Source organism: Pontibacter silvestris, assembly GCF_020907275.1.
GTDB classification, from domain to species: domain Bacteria; phylum Bacteroidota; class Bacteroidia; order Cytophagales; family Hymenobacteraceae; genus Pontibacter; species Pontibacter silvestris.
The window spans coordinates 175,535-197,807 of the sequence record NZ_JAJJWI010000001.1 but is presented as its reverse complement, the minus strand read 5'-3'; the positions used below and the strand labels follow the sequence as shown (position 1 = coordinate 197,807).

The 22,273-nt window shown below is 42.6% G+C and carries 20 protein-coding genes; 12 read left to right on the top strand and 8 right to left on the bottom strand.

The window, feature by feature from the left end; translation table 11 throughout:
• Positions 1-4: 4 nt before the first annotated feature.
• The 6 genes from LN995_RS00830 (at position 5) to trpS (ending at position 5,585) form a co-directional block, all read left to right on the top strand.
• On the top strand, positions 5-922 hold the full coding sequence (locus LN995_RS00830) for a ribonuclease Z (RefSeq protein ID WP_229957438.1): 918 nt from the start codon (positions 5-7) through the stop codon (positions 920-922).
• Positions 923-1,090: 168 nt separating this feature from the next.
• Positions 1,091-1,618, top strand: coding sequence for an RBBP9/YdeN family alpha/beta hydrolase (locus tag LN995_RS00825; RefSeq protein ID WP_229957436.1), 528 nt, complete (start codon positions 1,091-1,093; stop codon positions 1,616-1,618).
• Positions 1,619-1,795: 177 nt separating this feature from the next.
• Positions 1,796-2,581, top strand: coding sequence for a queuosine precursor transporter (locus LN995_RS00820; RefSeq protein WP_229957434.1), 786 nt, complete (start codon positions 1,796-1,798; stop codon positions 2,579-2,581).
• 284 nt (positions 2,582-2,865) lie between these two features.
• Entirely contained in the window at positions 2,866-3,783 is a 918-nt protein-coding gene (locus tag LN995_RS00815) for an EamA family transporter (protein WP_229957432.1), read from the top strand.
• A 273-nt stretch (positions 3,784-4,056) separates the two neighbouring features.
• Positions 4,057-4,524, top strand: coding sequence for a copper resistance protein NlpE (locus LN995_RS00810; protein ID WP_229957430.1), 468 nt, complete (start codon positions 4,057-4,059; stop codon positions 4,522-4,524).
• Positions 4,525-4,610: 86 nt separating this feature from the next.
• Positions 4,611-5,585, top strand: a complete 975-nt coding sequence (gene trpS, locus LN995_RS00805) for a tryptophan--tRNA ligase (RefSeq protein WP_229957428.1) — start codon at positions 4,611-4,613, stop codon at positions 5,583-5,585.
• A 75-nt stretch (positions 5,586-5,660) separates the two neighbouring features.
• On the opposite strand, the gene LN995_RS00800 is transcribed toward trpS, so the two are convergent.
• The 5 genes from LN995_RS00800 to LN995_RS00780 all read right to left on the bottom strand — a co-directional run bounded on the left by LN995_RS00800 (position 5,661) and on the right by LN995_RS00780 (position 10,736).
• Positions 5,661-7,247: an amidase family protein gene (locus LN995_RS00800; RefSeq protein WP_229957426.1), complete on the bottom strand. Its 1,587-nt coding sequence runs from the start codon at positions 7,245-7,247 to the stop codon at positions 5,661-5,663.
• Positions 7,248-7,359: 112 nt separating this feature from the next.
• Positions 7,360-8,553 carry a dipeptidase gene (locus LN995_RS00795; protein WP_229957424.1) on the bottom strand — a complete coding sequence of 398 codons (1,194 nt, stop codon included), beginning with the start codon at positions 8,551-8,553 and terminating at the stop codon, positions 7,360-7,362.
• A gap of 97 nt (positions 8,554-8,650) precedes the next feature.
• Positions 8,651-9,400, bottom strand: a complete 750-nt coding sequence (locus tag LN995_RS00790) for a DUF4184 family protein (RefSeq protein WP_229957422.1) — start codon at positions 9,398-9,400, stop codon at positions 8,651-8,653.
• Positions 9,401-9,541: 141 nt separating this feature from the next.
• On the bottom strand, positions 9,542-10,051 hold the full coding sequence (locus LN995_RS00785) for a YdeI/OmpD-associated family protein (protein ID WP_229957420.1): 510 nt from the start codon (positions 10,049-10,051) through the stop codon (positions 9,542-9,544).
• Positions 10,052-10,337: 286 nt separating this feature from the next.
• The gene (locus LN995_RS00780) at positions 10,338-10,736 is read right to left on the bottom strand and encodes a hypothetical protein (protein WP_229957419.1); all 399 of its coding nucleotides are present in this window, start codon (positions 10,734-10,736) and stop codon (positions 10,338-10,340) included.
• Between the two features lie 454 nt (positions 10,737-11,190).
• Between LN995_RS00780 and LN995_RS00775 the strand changes: the two genes are divergently transcribed.
• Together LN995_RS00775 and LN995_RS00770 are read left to right on the top strand one after the other, a co-directional pair.
• A complete protein-coding gene (locus LN995_RS00775) occupies positions 11,191-12,924 on the top strand; it encodes a phospho-sugar mutase (RefSeq protein ID WP_229957417.1) in 1,734 nt (577 codons plus the stop codon).
• Between the two features lie 178 nt (positions 12,925-13,102).
• Complete coding sequence (locus tag LN995_RS00770) at positions 13,103-13,690, top strand: nitroreductase family protein (protein ID WP_229957415.1); 588 nt, start codon at positions 13,103-13,105, stop codon at positions 13,688-13,690.
• Positions 13,691-13,789: 99 nt separating this feature from the next.
• Here LN995_RS00770 and dnaB read toward each other — a convergent pair whose 3' ends face one another.
• Positions 13,790-15,373, bottom strand: a complete 1,584-nt coding sequence (dnaB, locus tag LN995_RS00765) for a replicative DNA helicase (RefSeq protein ID WP_229957414.1) — start codon at positions 15,371-15,373, stop codon at positions 13,790-13,792.
• 156 nt (positions 15,374-15,529) lie between these two features.
• On the opposite strand from dnaB, the gene LN995_RS00760 reads away from it, so the two are divergent.
• Both LN995_RS00760 and LN995_RS00755 read left to right on the top strand, forming a co-directional pair.
• On the top strand, positions 15,530-16,909 hold the full coding sequence (locus LN995_RS00760; RefSeq protein ID WP_229957413.1) for a UDP-N-acetylmuramate--L-alanine ligase: 1,380 nt from the start codon (positions 15,530-15,532) through the stop codon (positions 16,907-16,909).
• A 17-nt stretch (positions 16,910-16,926) separates the two neighbouring features.
• Entirely contained in the window at positions 16,927-17,733 is an 807-nt protein-coding gene (locus LN995_RS00755; RefSeq protein ID WP_229957412.1) for a 3'-5' exonuclease, read from the top strand.
• A gap of 146 nt (positions 17,734-17,879) precedes the next feature.
• Here LN995_RS00755 and LN995_RS00750 read toward each other — a convergent pair whose 3' ends face one another.
• Together LN995_RS00750 and LN995_RS00745 are read right to left on the bottom strand one after the other, a co-directional pair.
• Positions 17,880-18,488 carry a hypothetical protein gene (locus tag LN995_RS00750; RefSeq protein ID WP_229957411.1) on the bottom strand — a complete coding sequence of 203 codons (609 nt, stop codon included), beginning with the start codon at positions 18,486-18,488 and terminating at the stop codon, positions 17,880-17,882.
• A 13-nt stretch (positions 18,489-18,501) separates the two neighbouring features.
• Positions 18,502-19,299, bottom strand: coding sequence for a M48 family metallopeptidase (locus LN995_RS00745; protein ID WP_229957410.1), 798 nt, complete (start codon positions 19,297-19,299; stop codon positions 18,502-18,504).
• 471 nt (positions 19,300-19,770) lie between these two features.
• Between LN995_RS00745 and LN995_RS00740 the strand changes: the two genes are divergently transcribed.
• Complete coding sequence (locus tag LN995_RS00740; protein WP_229957409.1) at positions 19,771-20,382, top strand: fumarylacetoacetate hydrolase family protein; 612 nt, start codon at positions 19,771-19,773, stop codon at positions 20,380-20,382.
• Positions 20,369-22,267: a M23 family metallopeptidase gene (locus LN995_RS00735; RefSeq protein ID WP_229957408.1), complete on the top strand. Its 1,899-nt coding sequence runs from the start codon at positions 20,369-20,371 to the stop codon at positions 22,265-22,267. Before LN995_RS00740 ends, LN995_RS00735 begins: the two co-directional genes overlap by 14 nt.
• The last annotated feature ends 6 nt before the right edge of the window (positions 22,268-22,273 follow it).

Genomic DNA, 22,273 nt, shown 5'->3' with positions numbered 1-22,273 from the left:
GCCCGTGGAATTCGAACTCAGGATACTAGGAAGTTCGTCCGCCACTCCTACGGCAAACAGGCATCATACTTCTCAGGTATTAACTATCGGCAATCAGTATCATTTAATTGATTGCGGAGAAGGAACGCAGATGCAGCTGATGCAATATAAGATAAAGCATCAGCGCATCTGCAATATTTATATAAGCCACCTCCACGGCGACCATTATTTCGGGCTTGCAGGTCTTCTGTCTACGATGCACCTACAAAACCGCCAAATGCCTCTGCATTTATTTGGCCCTCCCGGCCTTTCTGAAATTTTAAGCCTGCAGTTTAAGTATTCTGGCACAAACCTGTGCTTTAAGCTTATTTTTCATGAGCTTGATACTTACGCCTATCAGCAGATTTTTGAAGATAAGGACATTACGGTGCATACTATACCTATGCAGCATCGGGTGCCCTGCTGCGGTTTTCTTTTTCGTGAAAAACCAAAGCCCCGCCCGCTGATCAAAGAAAAGCTCCCTTCCTTTTTAACGCCACCCCAACTCATAAACCTGAAATGGGGACAGGATATTAAGAACGAACAGGGTAACATACTAGTACAAAACACTGATGTAACCTTAGAGCCAAAGCGTAGTCGTAGCTATGCTTATTGTGCTGATAGTCGTTTTAAACCTGACCTTATTTCTTACCTACACAAGGTAGATTTGCTGTACCACGAAGCTACCTTTACTGACGACCTACGGGAGCGAGCAGCTTATACTTTTCATAGCACTGCCCGCCAGGCCGCAGAAATGGCCGCTGCCGCTCAGGTACATCGTCTTATACTTGGGCACTTCTCTGTCCGGTACAAAGACTTAACTCCTTTGTTAACAGAGGCTAAAGAGCTATTTATAGAGGTAGAACTAGCTACAGAAGGGAGTATTTTTAGTGTAGAAGAGTAAGGTGCTTGATCTCATCTTCAAAAGACACAAATAGCTATGTCAGTAAAACCCAAGTTAAAAGATACGTTTTACCTCACTCTGCTTTGAGTAAATGTTCATAAAAATGACAAAGTACATCTGGTGCCCGTAAAAGTGTTTTAGCAGAAAGTCAAATACAGTAATAAAACGATGATAGCGAAAGTACTTATACTACCTGGTTTAGGAAGCTCTGGTCCCGAGCACTGGCAAAGCCTATGGGAAGCAAGAAACCCCATGTTCAAGCGAGTAGAGCAGGAAAACTGGGATGCACCAAACTGCAAAGATTGGGTCAGGAAGCTACAAGAAGAAGTGCAGCAGTTTACAGAAGACATTGTTTTGGTTGCACATAGCCTTGCTTGTATAACAGTTGTTCATTGGGCTAGGCAGTATCCGCGTTCAATAAAAGGCGTACTGTTGGTTGCCCCTCCCGATGTAGAAAGAGAAGACTTTCCGAACGAGGTAACAGGTTTTTCACCAATACCCTTAGTAAAACTACCTTTCAAATCAGTTGTGGTTGCAAGCACAAACGATGAATATGTAAGCATAGAAAGAGCCAGGTTCTTTTCTGAGAACTGGGGCAGTGAGTTTATCAACGTAGGTGCCTTAGGGCATATCAATTCTGCCTCAGGCCTTAGTGATTGGAAAGAAGGACAGGAACTACTGCAAAAGCTTCTTTGAATAGCCCTAAGTTTATTAAACAATGTTAGTACGACGGTTGCTTTATCAAAGCTTTAGCTGGCTATCAGGTGTAGCAAGCCACTTTTTATCAACTCAAAACTTATACATGTTGCTGTCGGAGCCAAAGAAGTAAAATATTAGTATCTTGCTATTATCTTTTAAAGCAACCTAGGAAAAATGGATATAACCTCTACGCTAACTAAAAAGCGTACGAATCTGTTTCTGATATTAAGCGGTATCTTTATCTCTAACGCTCTGCTTGCTGAGCTTATCGGGGTTAAAATATTTTCTGGCGAAGCTGTTTTTGGGCTTCCGGGTGCTCAACTAGGCATTCTGGGTTCCAAGTTAGATTTTAACTTAACAGCTGGTGTCATTATATGGCCTGTAGTGTTTATCACCACTGATATCATTAATGAATATTTTGGGAAAGAAGGCGTAAAAAAAATAAGTATCATTACTGTCGCACTTATTCTTTATGCTTTCCTGGTGATTACTATTGTAACAGGTCTGCCTCCAGCACAATTCTGGCTCCATGTAAATAGCACTGACCCGCAAGGAAACCCTTTTAATATTGACTATGCTTTTAACAGCATCTACCGGCAGGGTTTAGGCATTATTATAGGTTCAGTGGCCGCATTTCTTATTTCGCAGTTCCTCGATGCCACTGTGTTTCATTGGCTGCGCCGCTTTACAGGCAACAAAAAAATATGGCTTCGCGCAACAGGTTCAACACTCGTTTCTCAGCTAATAGACAGCATTGTTGTACTTATTATTGCTTTCTACCTTTTTGGTAACTGGCCACTTATACAGGTGCTTTCAACAGCTATATTAAACTACATTTACAAATTTATTGTAGCCATTGTTCTTACGCCACTGCTTTATCTCGCACATTATCTTATTGATAAGTATCTTGGTGAAGTGCAATCGAAAGAGTTGCTAGAAGAAGCTGCGACACAAGATTAAGCATCCTGAAACCCTAATATTAATTATATACAGCAGCTGGGCAGCATCCAGCTGTTTTTTTATTCGTAATTTCTTAAATAAAATTTTATTCATAAGCTTTTCCGCTTACCTTTGCAGCCCTGATAAAAAAACAATGCCTGCACATTTAGCACATACACAGATTTTTATTACAGGCTACGAGCTACACGACTTCTAGGAGTTGCTTCATTCCCGTGTTTTTGGAGGTCCATCAGACCTCTGTTAATTCCATTTTCCCGTCACTTTTTATTTTACAGGGACAAATTATGTTCAAAGGGATCGTTTTGGTTTTTCTTGGAGCATGCAGCTTCGGTGTTCTTTCTACTTTTGTTAAACTAGCATATAAAGAAGGCTTTACCTTGGGAGAAGTTACTGGATCTCAGGTATTTTTTGGGTTGGTTATTCTTTGGGTACTTGTGTTGTTGCGGCAGCTATTCGCTGCGAAAAGCAACAGCACAACGCTCAAGGAAAAAATAAAGCTGGCTGCTATGGGTACTAGTACAGGCCTGGTTAGTATTTTCTATTACAAGTGCGTACAAACAGTGCCTGCTTCCATTGCCATACTGCTACTCATGCAGTTCACCTGGATCAGTTTACTGTTTGATGCCATCATACACAGAAAAGCGCCAAGTAAGGTACAAATTGGCACTGTCATTTTAGTACTTCTAGGCACAGCTATGGCTGGCCGTTTGCTATCTGGCTCCATACCGGACTTCAATTGGGCCGGCATTGGTTATGGCTTTCTGGCTGCCTTTAGTTATTCTTTTTTTTTGATGATAAACGGTTCGTATGGCAACAACATGCATCCTACCACAAAGAGTGCATTAATATTAACCGGAGCAGGATTATTGGTCCTCAGTATTTTTCCTCCAGATTTTCTCATAAACGGGGCTTTAACAAAAGGGCTTCTAAAATGGGGGCTGTTGTTATCTCTGTTTGGAACAGTAATACCTCCCCTGTTCTATGCCTATGGTATACCTCGCGTAGGGCTTGGGCTTGGGGCCATTATTAGTGCTGCGGAGCTTCCGGTAGCTGTACTTATGTCTAGCTTTGTACTTCAGGAGGAGGTGTTGTTTGTACAGTGGGCAGGAGTTGTACTTATTATAGCTGCCATTATGTTGTCTAACCTGCATTCGCTACAACATAAAAGGCAAATGCAAGCTCATGTAGTAGAACAACAGTAGTTTTTTCGTTAGTTAATAAATAGTTATTTCAGTATGTTAGTTGATTTTTTAATGGGCAGATGGGCTACTATCTGCCCATTTTTGTTTCCTACTATTAACATCAGACAAGCTTACCTTAAGTTCCTGGCCTCTCTTTTTGTTTAGCTCACATACGCAAACAGTTCTTTAACCTGAAAATCCTGAACAAGTAAAATAAAACTATCTTTTAGCGGTTTAAGTTAGAGAGATTAGCCGTAATAGGCTTTAGAATAACAATAGATATTTAAACAAAACATGATCAATATTTTAGCTGTTGCCCTACTTTCAGTAGTGACGCATATACCTGATACAGATTTAAACTCAAACATATTTACTACTTCAAGCAGAGCTATAGAGACGCAACCGCTTAACCAAGCTAAACCAGTGGCTGTAACAACAGGAACCTATGTTGGTGTTATTCCTTGTGCTGATTGTGAGGGTATAAGAATGGAGCTTATCTTAAACAAAGACAAGACCTTCAGCCTGAAGCAAACCTATAAAGGAGAAGCAAAAGGGAAAAATAACCTGGAGGTGAAAGGAAAATGGTTTGCAGCAAAAGGAAACAGCCAGAATCCTAGTGCGGTTATCATTCAGCTTATTCCGGCAGGCAATCATGATCCTGCTTATTTCAGACAGGTAAGTAAAACAAGAATCAAAATGCTGGACAGGCAGCAAAACGAGATCAAAAGCAAACAAAATTACACCTTAGAAAAGCAAGGCTAATAAGTAAGCTAGCAATAACAAAGTTTAACTAGGCAAATTTCCGGCATTTTGCGTTATTTTTGCGCCTGAACACAAATATACTGTATATGGCACGTTACCTTACCGGAATCCAAAGCACGGGCAGACCTCACCTGGGCAACCTGCTGGGGGCTATTATCCCTGCTGTGGAGCTGTCTAAAACCTCTGATCAGGAAGCATTATTCTTTATTGCTGATATGCATTCGCTTACAACCATCCGCGATGCGGAGGTACTGCGACATAATACATACTCAGTTGCTGCAGCCTGGCTTGCCTTTGGTTTCGACACTGATAAGCACGTTTTTTACCGTCAGTCTGATGTACCAATGGTAACAGAACTAACCTGGTACCTGAGCTGCTTTGCGCCTTACCCAATGCTGGCTAATGCACATTCTTTCAAAGATAAGTCGAGCCGACGTGGCCTGTCCGATGTTAATGCAGGCTTATTTACCTATCCTGTACTAATGGCCGCAGACATATTAATGTATGATGCCAATGTTGTACCTGTAGGCAAAGACCAGATTCAGCACCTGGAAATTACCCGCGATATCGCCAGCTCCTTCAACCACATTTATGGGGAAACATTTGTTTTGCCAGAAGCAAAAACTGATGAAACCGTAATGACGGTGCCTGGTATCAACGGCGAAAAAATGAGCAAGTCGTATGGCAATATTATTGACATCTTTGAGGCTGACAAACCACTTCGCAAAACCATTATGAGTATCATCTCGGACAGCACCCCGCTGGAGGCTCCTAAAGACCCTGATAATGATACGACGTTTAAATTGTACAGCTTGTTTGCCTCCCCTGATCAAGTGGCCACTATGCGACAAAATTACTTAAATGGAGGCTACGGTTACGGGCATGCCAAGCAGGAGCTGTTTGAGCTTATCAAAACCAAATACGCAAAAGAGAGAGAACTCTTTAATTACTATATGTCTAACTTAGCAGAAGTAGACAAGAAACTACATTTAGGTGCTGAAAAAGCCAAAGCAATTGCAACGCCGGTTTTACAGCGCGTGCGCCAGAAGTTAGGTTACTAAAATTAGTGCAAAAGCAAGAGCGGCCACTATACTCCAGTGGCCGCTCTTGCTTTTGCACTAGTATAAATTTTTATCTTATCTTGATGCTTCGCTCTCAGACAGAGCCGGAAAGCGTGCTGGTGCTTTCCGGTGCTTTGTACCTTGCTCATATGAGTAAGTATACTTAATTAGTGTCGGTTCATCAAAAGGCCTTCCCAGAAACTGCAGCCCAGCCGGTAAGTTATCATAAGTAAAACCCATAGGCACAGTAAAAGCAGGCTGCCCTGTATGTGGCGCAATAAGTTGGCTGTTGTCTCCTTTGTAGCCTTCAAAGTCTCCCACTTTGGCTGGAGGATTGTTCCAGGTAGGGTAAACAACAGCTCCTAATTTATATCTATCCATTACCTCTACCATAGCCTTTCTGAAAGCAATTCGTTTAGGATCTGAGTAAGCATCGGAGCAGGCATGAAAACCAGCTTCTGCACTGTTCTCATGGTTCAGGTGGTACTTTAGGTTCTCTTCTATGTAAGGAGCATATTTACCGGAAGAAACAATTTCCTGCAGGTTCTTCACTGGCACATTCTCTCCCAAAGATGCCAGATACTCATTTACATCATGCTGAAACACGGAGCACCACTGGTCCGAACTTAAACTGTCGAAGTTTGCTATTTCTATGGGGTCTACAATTTCGGCACCTAAGTTTCTCAAATCCACAATTGCCTGCTCAAACAGCGCTTTAACCTGCGGGTCTGGGTTCTTTTCACTTAAGACTCTAAGTACTCCTATACGGGCACCTTTTAATCCGTCTTTGTACAGGAACTGACGGTAACTGGAAGGCACTTTGCCCTCGCTGTGTTTGGTAAGCGGATCAGCAGGATCATACCCGGCAATTACCTCTAATATCTTAGTCGCGTCTTCTACCGTTCTGGCCATTGGCCCTCCTACATCGTTGCGGAGATACAGCGGCGCTATACCTGCCCTGCTGGTTAATCCTAATGTAGAACGAAAACCAACAAGCGCATTATGAGAAGATGGGCCCCTGATGGAGTTACCAGTGTCTGTTCCAAGACCTACAGTACCGAAATTAGCTGCTACGGCAGCAGCTGTACCTCCACTGGAGCCAGCCGGAACATGGTTCAGGTTGTAAGGGTTCAAGGTTTCGCCTGCAATGGAACTGATAGTTACCATAGGGCTGAAAGCCCACTCCGCCATGTTAGACTTAGCCAACACGATAGCTCCTGCTTCCTTCAGTACCCTAACCTGGTAAGCATCATCTGATGGCTCAAAGCCTTTCAGGGCCAGGGAACCAGCTGTGGTCTGTAAGCCTTTTGTATTATAGTTATCTTTAACAATAACAGGTATACAATGCAGTTTCCGCAGCTTTTGGGAGCTGGCATATTCTGCGTCCAGTTGCTTGGCTATAGTAAGTGCCTCCGGATTGGTAACTACAATAGCGTTGAGCTTACTTGGCTGATCATATTTTTCAATACGTTCCAGATAGGCTGTCACTAACTGTTCGCAATTGCAGTTTCCTTCTTCAAAAGCCTGATGAATACTGGCTATGGTAGCCTCCATAAGTTTAAAATCTTTCGCGGAGGCCGTTTCCGTGGTTTTGGGGCTGCAACTGTTAATCAGGCAAAAGGCAATGAGCAGGTAAAAGGTTAAGACAAATCTTTGGGGCATAGGTTAGAAGTTAATTTAGGTTAATAGTTAGGCTGTAATTATGTCCTTATTTTTCAGAGATTAATGTTCGGCAGCGTAGCCATTATTATCCAGCACTGCTGACATTCTGTGCTTACTTTGAGTTTGCCTGAAACACTCTTAGTAGATTGCCTCCAAGGATTTTATTGATATCTTGCTTACTGTACCCTCTGGCAACGAATTCTCTGGTGATAACAGGCAAATCTTCTACACCATCCAGTTGTTGCGGAGCTGACGTAATCCCATCAAAATCTGACCCTAAACCTACATAATCAACACCTACCAGATTTATGATATACTCCAGGTGGTCCATCAGCAGTGATAAAGGAGGACGCACATCTTTTGCCTCTTCCGGATACTCTTCTTCCATCCACTCCCATATCTGAATACTGGATTTATTTTGCTGATTTAAGGAATCGATCTCTGTCTGATGCTTTTGAATAAACTGATCAAGGCGATCATTAAAATTACAGTCCAGGAACCCGGAATAGAAGTTAAGCTGAATGACACCACCATTTTTGGCAACGGCTTTTATCTGGTCATCTTTCAGGTTTCGGAAGTGAGAGCAGATATTATACACACAGCTATGTGAAACGAGCACAGGCTTAGAAGTAGTGTTAATGGCATCCCAGAAGGTCTGCTCCCCCACATGACTAAGATCTACCATCATACCTAAGTCATTCATGCGCTGCACTACCTGCTTGCCAAAGTCGTTTAAGCCTTTTTCTGGGTTTGGTACTGTGCCTTGTGCCTCGTCCATGGCAGAAGATGCCCAGGAGGTGGAATTATTCCAGGTTAAGGTCATGTACCTGACCCCACGACTGTACAGACTATCCAAGTATTTAAGATTATGTTCTATCATGTGTCCACCTTCTACACCAACCAGGCTTGCCAGCCTTTTCTGCTTTACAGCAGCATTAAGCTCAGCCGGAGTTCTGACTTTCATCATTTTGCCCGGGTTTCGAGCAATAATGGCATCCAGAGAATCTATCTGTTCATTGGCAAATTTAAAGGCAGTATCCTCTCCGTAGCTCTCATCACACCAGACAGAAAAAAACTGAACATCCACTCCACCCTCTTTAAACCTTGCCAGGTCTGAGTGAGTTTTACCTCTAAGATCGTCTTCTATTTTCAGGCCTTCCAGTACAGAGATAAGCACGTCGTTATGAGTGTCTACCACAACAGCATTCTGGTGCAGTTTTTTGTACGACTGGGCACTAACCAAATGACTCGTAAAAAGAGAAATTGAAAAAAGGGCACTCGTGATTAGTAATTTTGGACTTTCCATTAATTAATTAGTTGAGGTGAATATACTACAGCAAACTGCTGCAGAATAAAACTAAGTAAGAAACAGAAAGTAATATAGCTATTAGAAGTTAATTCTCCTAAGGCTTCCGCTGCAGTTGACTCTTTCTCAACAGCAAAGGCGACACTATTAAACTTATAAGTCCGGCAGAGATAGATGTGATGAGCAGATCCCGGTGTTCATGCAGGTCTAAACTTGTTTTAAGCCTGAAAACAAGAACTACTAACGCCACTAAAGCTACCGTAACCCAGTACTTAAGCATTTTGCCATAACTGTTTTGCCTTACTGTTTCATCTTTAGGCAGCAGCATAATAGCATAAAAAACAATTAAAGCTCCTATAAATGATCCTCCAAACTGCATCAGGTTATAAATTGCAACCCAACGGTGCCCTATTGGCACTCGGGCTTTCAAAAAAGGTAGCCATCTAACGAAAGCGCCATGTGAGTGGGTAAAACTATCGAGGGCAATGTGTGATACAGCACCAATAATAATAGAAATAATAATAATGAAATAGTGTTTCCTGAAATGGCTTCGCCAATCAACATTCTTAAACCTATCGAGCCTCTTCTTTAAAAAGCCAGGCAGATTATCTATCAGGACATCCCGTACTATTATATGAAACACAAAAGAAAGCACAATGCCCAATGGCAGGTTAAACCAGAAAATACTTTGCCATGTGTGGCTGTTGGTATTATGAGCGCCCATCCTAATAAACTTCTCAAAGTCAGGTGCCATACTACCAATTATTAAACCTGTCATAGAAAACCATCCTTTAGGCAGGTAGTTTAAAGGTAACACAACAGCTGGATGTGAAAATGTAAATGGCATTTATCTGGTTTTATCTTAAATAACAGTTATAACAATAAGTAAGCTTGTTTTATAAAAGGCGCAGCTCTTAAAAGATACGCTCTTCAGGTTAAGAGAACTGTAGTTCCTGATGAGCCTAAACAGACTTAATTTTACTTGCTCTTAATGCCCCCATATACCCCTAAAAGATTCCTTGCCGACAGGAAGTGCTTTCAGGTTTTCAATCAGCATAACAGAACGATCTATGCGCAACTGACAGCTTTTAACGGAAGAAACATATTGAATGATATACCTTTGCTTACCCGGTGCCAATTTTTTAAAACGCCTCCTCCCCTCGTCGTCCTGCTCCAGCAACTCTGCCAGTTCCTCAGGCATTTCTACGCCAAACTCGCTGTTATCTTTCTCCAGTAACACCTCAACTTCATCTCCACTCCTGGCTTTCAACTGCTTCATCCGCTTATTGTTGATGCTGATATAAGCCATACCGCCTCCCAAAGCAACCAATCCACATGGAAACGTAAGCGTACTATTGACAGTGCATAGCAACCTTACCTTAAATTTGCCACTTAATTGCTGCACTACTTCCTGCGGAATCTCCAGGTAATGTACTCCAAGCAGATGCTCTAGGCGGTTGATGCATGTACGAAACTGAACTATTGATGACGGAGGCATAACTTTAAATTTACATCAAGTTTATAACTGAACACTTTAACTAAGGCAGGCTTGAACGCTTCCAATACTAGTCCTTGACTTCTCTCCCAATATCATAATACACAAAACATTACTCATCTAATATAAGTATTTCTACCATTTACACCCATACGTAACAAGAACAGGGCAGCAAACTTCTTAGCTAATAACAAAGCCGCACCTACCTCTGCTACTGCATTGGAAAGTGCGGCTTATAAAAGCCCTCACTTAAAAAGTTAAGACAAAAAATCAGTTGTAGATAAAACTATTATTCTGCTGTCCAGAGTACACGCTGCTGGTCTCCGATAAGTACGACAAAGCGGGCAGGGTTTGCTATTAACACCAGGCGCATTTCCACATTCGGAAATTCATCTGATTCTATCCAAACGCCTTCTTTCTCACCACTTGGCGTTACAGCAGATCCATCCAGAGAACTAGTCAGGTAAGCAGTTGGTAACAGAATATCAGCATCAGAACGCAGTTTACCATGTACGTCCTCCAGCGCATCTTCTAAATAGTCACCATAATCATCGTTGAAATCGTCTTCCAGATCATGCAGTTCCTCCTCAATGTCATCGTAACGTTCATCGTTGTAATCAAGGGCATTCAGTTCTTCTTTCTTCTTTATGATTGCGACTAAAGCGTTATTTAAGGCAGTTGCGTCCATAGATTTTGCGTTGTTTTTTTACAAAGTTGAAACTATGCCCTAGCAATTGCAAGTAAACAAAAGATAATTTACAGAACAGGGGCAATTTATAGCCTCCGGGCAACACCGCAGCGTAACGCTAAAACTATAATTAATAACATTTTATGCTTATGTAGCTTAAGTATATTTTAGTAGTCGCTCTACCAGTGAAAACTTTCAGCCTCTCTGGTTGCTTAAGTTTAAGCAACATTATTAGCCGTTTTTAAGTACTCCTTTGCATCTGTTGCCTAAGGCTGGCTTTTCAGGTAATTTAATCTAAAAATATTGTATTACGCCATGTAATATTAAGCTAAAATGCTTTATTTTGATTTTAATATATTTACAAGAACTCTTATAATTGTTATAGGCAACATAAGAAACAGCGTAACTAATTACTGCTCTTGTAGCACTATCACTAAGGGAAATATAAAACACTATGATTGAGACTAGTATACGTCAAAAAATTGACTCGTGGCTATCAGGCAACTATGATGAAGCCACCAAAGCTGAAATCAGAGAGCTGCTTGATAAAAATGAAGATGATGCTCTTGCAGATGCTTTTTACAAAGATTTAGAGTTTGGAACGGGTGGCTTGCGTGGCATTATGGGTGCAGGCAGCAACCGTATGAACCGTTATACATTGGGTATGGCCACACAAGGCCTTTGCAACTACCTGAAGCAAAACTTCCCTGACCAGCAGATAAAAGTGGCTATAGCCCACGACAGCCGTAACAATTCAGATAAGTTTGCCCGCGTAACAGCAGATATTTTCTCTGCAAACGATATTAAAGTTTACCTTTTTGAAGCACTTCGCCCAACTCCAGAATTGTCTTTTGCTATCCGCCACCTGGGTTGCCAAAGCGGAGTAGTGATAACAGCATCACATAACCCCAAAGAATATAACGGCTACAAAGCTTACTGGAACGACGGTGGACAGGTTGTTGCTCCTCACGATAAAAATATCATAGCAGAGGTAAATAAGATCACTTCTATAGATGATGTTAAATTCGAGGCTAAGCCGGAGAATATAGAAATGGTTAGTGAGGAAGTGGATAATGCTTACCTCGAAAGGGTACAGAGCTTGTCTATCTCACAGGATGCTATCAAGCGTCAGCAGGACCTTAAGGTTGTTTACACTCCGATTCACGGTACAGGTATTACATTGGTACCAAAGGTACTAGAGCGTTTCGGCTTTAAGAATATTCATGTTGTAGCAGAACAGGCTGAGCCAAATGGTAACTTCCCGACGGTTGTATACCCAAACCCGGAGGAGAAAGAGGCAATGACTTTAGCCATGAAAAAAGCAGAGGAGCTGGATGCAGACCTCGTACTGGCTACTGACCCTGACTCTGACCGAGTGGGTATTGCCGTTAAAAACCTGAAAGGTGAGTTTGTCTTACTGAATGGTAACCAGACTGGTTCTTTACTTATTAATTACCTACTTCAGGCTTGGCAGAAAGCTGACAAGCTGACGGGCAAAGAATATGTGGTAAAAACAATTGTTACGACTGACCTGATTAAGAAGATTGCTGATAGCTACAATGTCAAAATGTACGAGACCTTAACCGGTTTTAAATATATTGCTGCTATTATTCGTGAGCTGGAAGGCAAGGAAACCTACATTGGTGGTGGAGAGGAGAGCTACGGTTACTTGGCAGGTGACTTTGTACGCGATAAAGATGCCATCTCGTCCTGCGCCTTGATTGCTGAAATGGCTGCCGTGGCAAAAGACAATGGTCAGAGCCTGTATGAAATGATGGTGGAAATGTACAGCAAATACGGCTTCTACAAAGAAGAATTAGTGTCTATCACTAAAAAAGGTATGCGTGGTGCCGAAGAGATTCAGCAAATGATGTCTGAAATGCGCAGTAACCCACCTCAGACATTGGCTGGTTCTAAAGTAGCAGTTGTGAGTGACTACAAATTCAGCACGCGTAAAAACCTGCAAACCGGCGAGGAGAGCAAATTAGACCTGGAAAGCTCCAACGTGTTGCAATACCTAACTGAAGACGGCAGCAAAATTTCAGCGCGTCCTTCAGGTACAGAACCAAAGATTAAGTTCTACATCAGCGTGAATGAACCTCTTTCTTCAAAAGAAGATTTTGACGCCACTGAGCAAAAACTAAAACAGAAAATTGATCAGATTTTAGGCGAGCTTAAGCTAAAATAAGTCCTGCTTATTGAGCAATTAAAAGGCTAAACTGCCGGAGATTTTCCACCCGCAGTTTAGCCTTTTTGTTTTTATTTAACCTTTACCTGTCTATTTAACTATAAAAGAGATCAGATTATGCTGTACATCTTTAGAAAGGCAGCTTACTTTTGCAGACAACATAATACAGAATGTAATAATGAATGAATTATTCTCAAGCATAAGCAATGTTATTCAAAACAGGAGAACTGTAAAGCCGCCCCAGATGAATGGGCAGCACATTCCGGATGAGCAGGTAAAACAACTGCTGGAACTTGCAGACTGGGCACCAACGCATGGCTACACAGAGCCTTGGCGCTTTAAAGTTTATGCTGGTGACAAGGTAAAAGATTTCTGTCTGGCACATGCCGAGCTGTATAAGCAGAATTCGAATCCGGAAAAGTTCCTGGAAGTAAACTATGAAAAACTCCTACACATGGGTGATGCAACCTCACACCTGATTGTAGCCATTATGCAGCGTGGCAGCTTGCCTAAAATTCCTGTGCTGGAAGAGATAGCAGCTACCTCCTGTGCTGTTCAGAACTTGCTATTAGGCGCTACAGCCATGGGCTTAGCTAGCTATTGGGGCTCTGGCGGTATGGCTTACCATCCTGCCATGAAAGAATACCTTAATCTACAGGAAGAGGACCTCGTGTTGGGTATTCTATACCTGGGCTATACTGATAAACCCGTACCCGAAGGTAAACGCACTGTACCTCTGGAGGAAAAGGTGGAGTGGGTTTCGTAGTTTTAGCATTATCAACAACACAAAAAGAAAGAGCCACTGCTAGTTTGCAGCGGCTCTTCAACCTTTGGCGTCGGTTGCTTATATCTATATAAACTACTCTTAAAAAGGAGGTTCTTCGTCAAAGTTTGAGGTAGGAAAGCCTCCTCCACCATTGCTGCCACCGTCGTTCATGCGGCTACCTAAGCGAATAGCACCAGGGACATCATCATCAAAGTTACTGTTTGGCAAAGGATTGAAGCCGCCCATGGCATCGCCTCCAAAGTCACCATCCAGGTTGGTAAACTTGGTGTACTTGCCAATAAACTTCAGTTGCACGTTTTCCAGTGAACCGTTACGGTGCTTCGCTATAATAACCTCTCCTACTCCGGCTGTTGGGTTACCCATTTCGTCTTCTGTGATGCCATAATACTCCGGGCGGTACAGGAAGAGTACCATGTCCGCATCCTGCTCTATGGAACCAGATTCTCGAAGGTCAGACAGCTGTGGTCGCTTATCACCACCACGGGTTTCCACGGCACGGCTTAACTGTGACAGCGCAATAACGGGTACATTAAGCTCTTTTGCCAGCATTTTTAAGGCACGTGAAATAGAGGCAATTTCCTGCTCCCTGTTTCCTCCGCCTTTGCCCTCGGCATTACCGCTCATCAACTGCAGGTAGTCAATAATAATCATCTGGATATCATACTGAGCTTTCAGGCGGCGGCACTTCGTACGCAACTCACGAATAGAAAGACCAGGTGTATCGTCAATAAAGATAGGCGCTTCAGTTAATTTAGATATCTTATGATTCAGCTGTGCCCACTCATATTCCTCTAAGCTACCTTTCTTAATCTTCTCTGACTCCAACTCTGCTTCAGAAGATATCAAACGATTTACAAGCTGCAGCGAAGACATCTCCAGCGAGAAGATAGCGACACCTTTTCTAAAGTCAACAGCGGCATTCCGCATACAGGAAAGCACAAAGGCTGTTTTACCCATCGCAGGCCGGGCAGCCAGGATAACTAAGTCAGACTTTTGCCAGCCAGAAGTTACACGATCCAGTGCCGTAAGGCCACTTGGCACGCCCGTTAAACCATCTGCCTGCTTGCGCTTTTCTTCCAGCTCCTGCAGGGCCTGGTGCATAAGAGAACGCATGTCGTCGAAGTTTTTCCGGATGTTAGACTCCGATACTTCATATAGCTTTGCCTCTGTTTTATCGAGCAGTTCAAACACGTCTGTCGTATCTTCAAACGCATTGGCAAGCACTTCTGAGGAAATTGAAATCAGATCACGCTTTATAGAGTTCTCTGTAATGATACGTGCGTGATACTCAATGTTAGCCGCAGAGTTAACGCGTGTTGTAAGCTGCGTTACATAATAAGCTCCACCAGCCAGCTCAAGTTCGCCCTGCTTACGCAACTCGTTCGTAACCGTCAGAATATCAATCGGTTCCGACTTATCAAACAGGGCAATAATGGCTTTAAAAATACGCTGGTGCGCCTCTTTATAAAAACTCTGAGGGCGCAGGATATCAATAACAGTGGTTAATGCATCTTTTTCCAGCATTAGAGCGCCTAGCACAGCCTCTTCCAAATCAAGTGCCTGCGGCGGTTTTTTACCCAGCTCCGAAACTACAGGTGCTTTTTTATTCCACCCGTTATTACGGTTTGTCGCTGGCCGCACGTTCATTTTCATTTCCTCCATAGCACAAATTTAATACACAAAGGCTCCGAATCAATCCACAATTCATCAAGAGTAATCCACAAAATCAAGAAGATATCCACATATTAGCGTATAGCTATTTTAATTTAGGGAAGGAATTTTAAATTTGCTGGCTTGCTAACCATCTTAGCACTGAATATGGAGAAGAAGGAATTACAGTACATCCACCTGATTGCCATCGGTGGAAGCATTATGCACAACCTTGCACTGGCGCTGCACGACAAAGGGCTGAAAATTACCGGCTCTGACGATGAAATTTTTGAACCTGCTAAAAGCAGACTGGCTGCTGCCGGCCTGCTTCCTGAAAAGGAAGGCTGGTTTCCTGAAAAACTGGACACCAGTCCCGATGCAGTTATTCTTGGAATGCATGCCCGTGTAGATAACCCGGAACTGGCAAGGGCACAAGAGCTTAATATTCCGATCTATTCTTTTCCGGAGTTCATATATGAACAGAGTAAAGACAAACAACGCATTGTAATTGGCGGAAGTCATGGTAAAACAACCATAACCTCAATTATTATGCACGTGCTCCGGCACCAGGGCCGCCTTTTCGATTATGCTGTTGGTGCACAACTGGAAGGCTTCGACCGCATGGTAAAACTAACAGACAAGGCGCCTATTATTATTATTGAAGGGGATGAATATCTGTCTGACCCTATTAAGCGAATCCCTAAATTCCACCTGTACAACCACCACATTGGGGTAATAAGCGGTATTAGTTGGGACCACATGAACGTATTTCCTGACCCTAAGATTTACCTGGATCAGTTCCGTATTTTTGCGGAAATGACACCTAAAGCAGGAACGCTTATTTACAACCAGGATGACGAGCAGGTACAACTGGTAAGTGTGCCGCGCAACCCGTCTGACATTGCTTATATTGGTTATACCGTACACGAACATTCTATCAGAAACGGCAAAACCATACTCCACACAAAAAAGGACGGAGACATAGAAATACAGCTTTTTGGCGAGCATAACCTGCGTAATATTAGTGCTGCCAAAGAAGTTTGTAAAAAAATCGGCATAAAAGGACATGACTTTTACGAGGCATTAAAAAGCTTTAAAGGTGCAGCAAAGCGGCTGGAGAAAATAGCAGAAAGTGAAGACAGTATTATTTTCCGTGATTTTGCCCACGCGCCTTCTAAAGTTAAAGCTACAACAGAGGCTGTAAAGAAACAGTATCCGAAGCGGGAACTAGTTGCCTGTATAGAATTACATACCTTCAGCAGCCTGAACAAGAACTTTATTCCTCAATACGCTAATGCTCTGGATGCAGCAGATGAGCCCATTGTTTATTTCAACCCTAAAACCATAGAGCACAAGCGCATGGAAATGCTGACAGAAGAAGAACTGAAAGCAGCTTTCCAGAACCCGCGCCTGAAAGTATTCACGGACTCGCAAGCGCTGCAGAAACATCTTGCAGCTTATAACTGGCAAAGCACAAACCTGCTGCTTATGAGCTCAGGCAATTACAATAACATTAACATAGAGGCGCTCACTCAAGCGGTTCTGTAACAGAAACTATCCTTATTATGAAGCTGAACCTGAAACGCCCTATTGTTTTCTTCGACCTGGAAACCACTGGCACCGACATCTGCAAAGACCGCATTGTAGAAATAAGTGTACTCAAGATTAAGCCTGACGGAGAAGAAATTCTAAAAACAAGAAAAGTTAATCCCACTATTCCTATTCCCCTGGAATCAAGCCTTATTCATAAGATATATGATGAGGATGTAAAAGACAGTCCTACTTTTCAGCAAATCGCTAAAGACCTGGAGCAATTTCTGAAGGGCTGTGATTTGGGAGGATACAACCTGGTGCGTTTTGACATTCCGCTGCTGGCAGAAGAGTTTTTACGTGTAGGAATTGATTTTGACCTGGACAACCGCCATGTGGTAGATGTTTGCCGTGTATTTCACATGATGGAGCAACGCACACTGTCTGCTGCCTATAAGTTCTACTGCGATAAGAAGCTGGATAACGCTCATAGCGCCGAGGCTGATACTGTAGCCACGTATCATATTCTGATGTCGCAACTGGACCGCTACCAGAACACTCCTCTGGAGGTTACAGAGGGTGTGGAAGAATATCCTATAAAAAATGATATGGCTGAGCTACATAAGTTCACGTTTCAGAAATCAGCTGATTTATCAGGCAGAATTACTTATAACAATACAGGACAGGAAATCTTTAATTTTGGCAAATATAAAAATGTGCCTGTAGAGGAAGTGCTACAAAAAGAACCAAGCTACTACGACTGGATGATGAAGAGCGAATTCCCGCTTTACACCAAGAAGATACTGACCAGAATCAGGTTGCGTGGCATGCAGGTTTCGTAACACCTGTGTTCGGTGCAGTATTTTTGCAGTAAGGTTTATTTTTTCCTTACATGGTTACTTTTCCTATCAAATTAAAAAGAGCGGCTTTCAGATTAATACCGGAAACCGCTCTTTTTAATTTAGCTCTAAACTGTCAGGTAGTGTGGCTAATCTTTTCTTGTATTCCGAAGCTCCACTCCTTGCAGCAGGTTATTAGTCTGGCTAACTGTATGTCTACAATTCGTACCCGCCTCACGGCTGGAGCACTCACAACCAATAATTTTGTTACCTGAAAAAGTAAAATAGCAAAAGTTACAATCTATTGCAGCCTCACAAATATGCTTTTCCCCCTTACTACTGAGGTATAAACTATTATCAGAAGACACATCCAATTCGAGCGCCATAGATTTAAAAGCACCATTTAGTATCCCTAATCCTACCAGATAATAGGCAGGCTCATCTTCCTTGCTCTCCTGCACTTTGTTTATCATTACCTTGTCTACTACTGTGCCATCTCCGAACTCACGGATAAATGGTTGTAGCAACTCCTGGCGTGGCGCTATATAATCTATACTATCAAATACCACCTGGGCCAGCAACTTCCCGTCATAAGGTTCTTCTTCTATAACCTCCTCTCCTTCTGCCTGAGCTTCGCTTTCCTCTGAAAAAGCCTCGCGGCCTGAACAGGCACTTCCGACGCAAGCAAATAGAAGCAAAAGAATAGAAAGTTTTAGTACAGACAGAAGCCTGTTATAAGTTGGGGTGTTATCTGACATATGGCTTTAGCTATTAATTTCCATTATAGTATTTCAGGGCCTCTGACATGTAATTCTGCAGATCTCTCTGGCGCGTTTCAGGGCTAGGGTGCGTTGACAGAAACTCAGGAGTTCCGGCACCACCAGCCTGCTGCTCCATACGTTGCCAGAAAGGTACGGCAGCTTGCGGATCGTAACCTGCCATAGCCATAAAGACGAGCCCCAGCTTATCTGCCTCTGATTCTTGTTGGCGGCTATACTTTAGCAACAAGCCTTGTGAGCCTACGCCATAGATGGCATAAACCAAACTCTGCGCTGTTGATGGATTTGTTCCTGCCAAAGTAGACAGGGTTTGGCTACCAAACTGTTGCGCCAGTTGCTGGCTCATACGTTCGTTACCATGTTTGGCAATAGCGTGCGCAACCTCGTGCCCCATTACCACAGCAAGACCCGTCTCATTTTGCGCCACTGGCAGAATACCACTATAGACTACTGTTTTACCTCCAGCCATGGCAAAAGCGTTTATCTGGTCGTCCTGCACCAAATTAAATTCCCACTCAAACCCGGCCAGCTCATCAGACAAATTATTCTGCGCCATGTATCGCTCCACGGCATCTTTTATCCTTACTCCAACACGTTTAACCATGGCTGTAGCCTGGGCATCATTTGAAATCTTGCTCTCACTTATAAACTCATTATAGGCAGCATAGCTTTGCTGTTGCATCTCTGCATCAGACACCAGGTTAAACTGCCTGCGACCTGTTATAGGCACTGTTGTACAGGCCACCATCATTAAAACGGCTATTGAAAAAGTAATAATCTTCTTGTACATAATTTTAAGGTTTAAAGTTAACGGTGAAAATTAATTCAAAATTTGAACCAATTTTCTGAAAACTGAACATCATTTGTTGCTAAAATGAAAAAAATAGCTATTCCTATACGTATTGTTTCAGGCTTGATAATCTGAAAATCAAAAAATATGATGCCTAAAAATTTCTGCTATGTATACGACTGCAGCTATGTCAAAAGTTATAAACTGTCTTCATTATAATATTTTATTGATACTGCTGTTACATACACCATAGAAGCTTCAACAGTTAAATGCAATAGCATGTTTTCTCAAAAGCATATATCTATCATGTTGCTTATCATTGTTTTGTTTGAGGCCCATCTTAGCATACATAGTGAGGAGAAAGATGACAGATTTTACCATCAATTCGGCTACAAATGCTAACTTTTTTCTGCACAAACCAATAGAAAGCCTATTTTTGAACTTTAGAACAAAACATAAACAAACTACTATATGAAGATATTAGCCATTGGGCGAAACTATGCTGCACATATTGCAGAGTTACAAAATGAAGTACCCGATGAACCTGTCATTTTTTTTAAACCTGATACAGCTGTTTTGCGCAATAACGAGCCTTTTTACTATCCGGACTTTAGCCAGGACATTCATCACGAGATAGAACTGATTCTGCGCATCAGCAAAGAAGGCAAAAGCATTGACAAGAAGTTTGCCCACAAGTACTATGATGCCATAGGTTTAGGTGTAGATTTCACAGCACGCGACATTCAAGCTAAAGCAAAAGCAAAAGGGCTTCCCTGGACACTGGCCAAAGGCTTTAACGGCTCTGCCCCTGTTTCAGAGTTTCTTCCGCTGGACCTGTTCCCTGACCTGCAGAACATCAGCTTTAAGCTGGATGTGAACGGAGAGACAAGGCAGCAAGGCAATACTAAAATGATGCTGAACACATTTGATGACATTATTGCTTACATCTCACGCTTTATCACACTTAAAAAAGGAGATATTATTTTTACAGGCACGCCAGAAGGTGTAAGCCCTGTGCAGATTGGAGACAGATTAGAAGGGTATGTGGAAGACAAAAAACTGCTGGACTTTGAAATTAAATAAACGCTTATCACTATTCGTACTTAGTGCTTTTACCTCGCTGAGCCTTGCCGCACAGCAAACACCTACGCCAGGTTATTTTATGTTCCCGATTAAGCCCGGTGAACGAAACTACTTATCAGGCTCCATGGGCGAAATACGTTCTAACCACTTTCATGGAGGTCTGGACATTAAAACAGATCAACGAATAGGGCTAGATGTTCATGCAGCAGCCGACGGCTATATTTCGAGGGTAAAGCAGTCTACTTATGGCTACGGCAACATTATCTATGTTACGCACCCTAATGGGTTAACAACGACTTATGCGCACCTTTCGGCTTATTACGAGCCACTGGCAAACTACATGCTACAGCAGCAGTATGAGAAACAGACATTTGAGCTGGAGCTTTTCCCGGAGCCCAGTATGTTCCCTGTAAAAAAAGGCGATGTCATAGCCTTGTCAGGTAACACTGGTGGTTCAGGTGGCCCACACCTGCACTTCGAAATTCGTGACGATAAAGATAAGCTGTACAACCCGCTCCGCTACAAGTTCTCTGAAATTATAGACACCACTCCTCCTGATATATTCAGCTTAGGAATTCAGACGCTCAATATACACGGCCGTGTAAACAACGAATTTGGCCGTGCTGAATTTACACCTGTTAAAAAAGGCAACAGCTACATAATTGCCGACACCGTTTATGCGCATGGCTTACTGGGGTTAGAACTCCAGACAACAGACAGGTACGATGGAGCCTCCAACAGAAACGGAACGCAGGAAGTAACACTATATGCCAACAACAAGCCTGCTTACCACCATCTGATAGAGGCAGTACCATTTGAACTGTCCCGGCAGGTGTCGCAGCACATAAACTACGAGATGTATAAGCGCCGTGGCCGTACCTTTCAGAAAGCTTTTGTAGACGATGGAAACGACCTGCCTCTTTACAACACCAATGCCCGGCAAGGTAAGCTGAGTATTAAACCAGACTCTGTTTACCAGATTCGTATAGAGGCGAAAGACTCTTATGATAATACCTCTACACTTAGCTTTATAATAAAAGGGCAAAAGCCTGCCTTTACCAAAACGTTGGCTAAAAGCGTAAAACAGCCACAGTTAGGATTTGAGCTAGTGGGCAACGTATTACAGGTAAATGCAACCGACACCAGCAGCACACCCCGCAATGTAGAGTTGTTTCTGGGGGATAAGCGTTATGACCTGGTGCCAAGTTATACCAAGAACTCAACCTCTGTGTGCCTTTACGATTTGCGTGCCGGAGTGCCAGATTCAATCAGCTTCTGTGGCATAAGCAGAAACATACCTGAGTTTGATGCAGTAATTCCTTCAGGCAAGGAAATCAGTTATTCTAACAGCTTTCTGCATGCGCTCTTTTCAAAAGAGTCGCTTTATGACACACTATATTTCCAAACAAAGAAAGAGGGTGATGTGTATACTATAGGAGACTATTTTACACCACTACTTAAGGCCATTAAAGTTACTATAGCACCAGAAACACCTATAACAGACAAGTCTAAAGCTGCAGTATACTTTTTAGGAAACAATGGCAGAGGCCGTGGGTATCAGGGCGGCACATGGAACGGGAACCGAATTACCTTTACAACCCGCAATATGGGTAAGTTCAGAGTATTAGAAGACGTTAAAGCGCCTACTATAAGGCTATTAAGTAAGAGTAAAGATCAGATTAAATTCCGTATCGGCGATGACCTGTCTGGTATCAATTCTTTTAATGCTTACATAAACGGGCAGTGGCTGCTGATGAAGTACGAACATAAAACAGCTACTATTTACTCTGAAAAAATCAATAAAAATATATCTTTGTCAGGTGAGGTTGTTCTGAAAGTAAAAGATAACGCAGGCAACGAAGCCACCTATACCACAACTATTTAGATACTC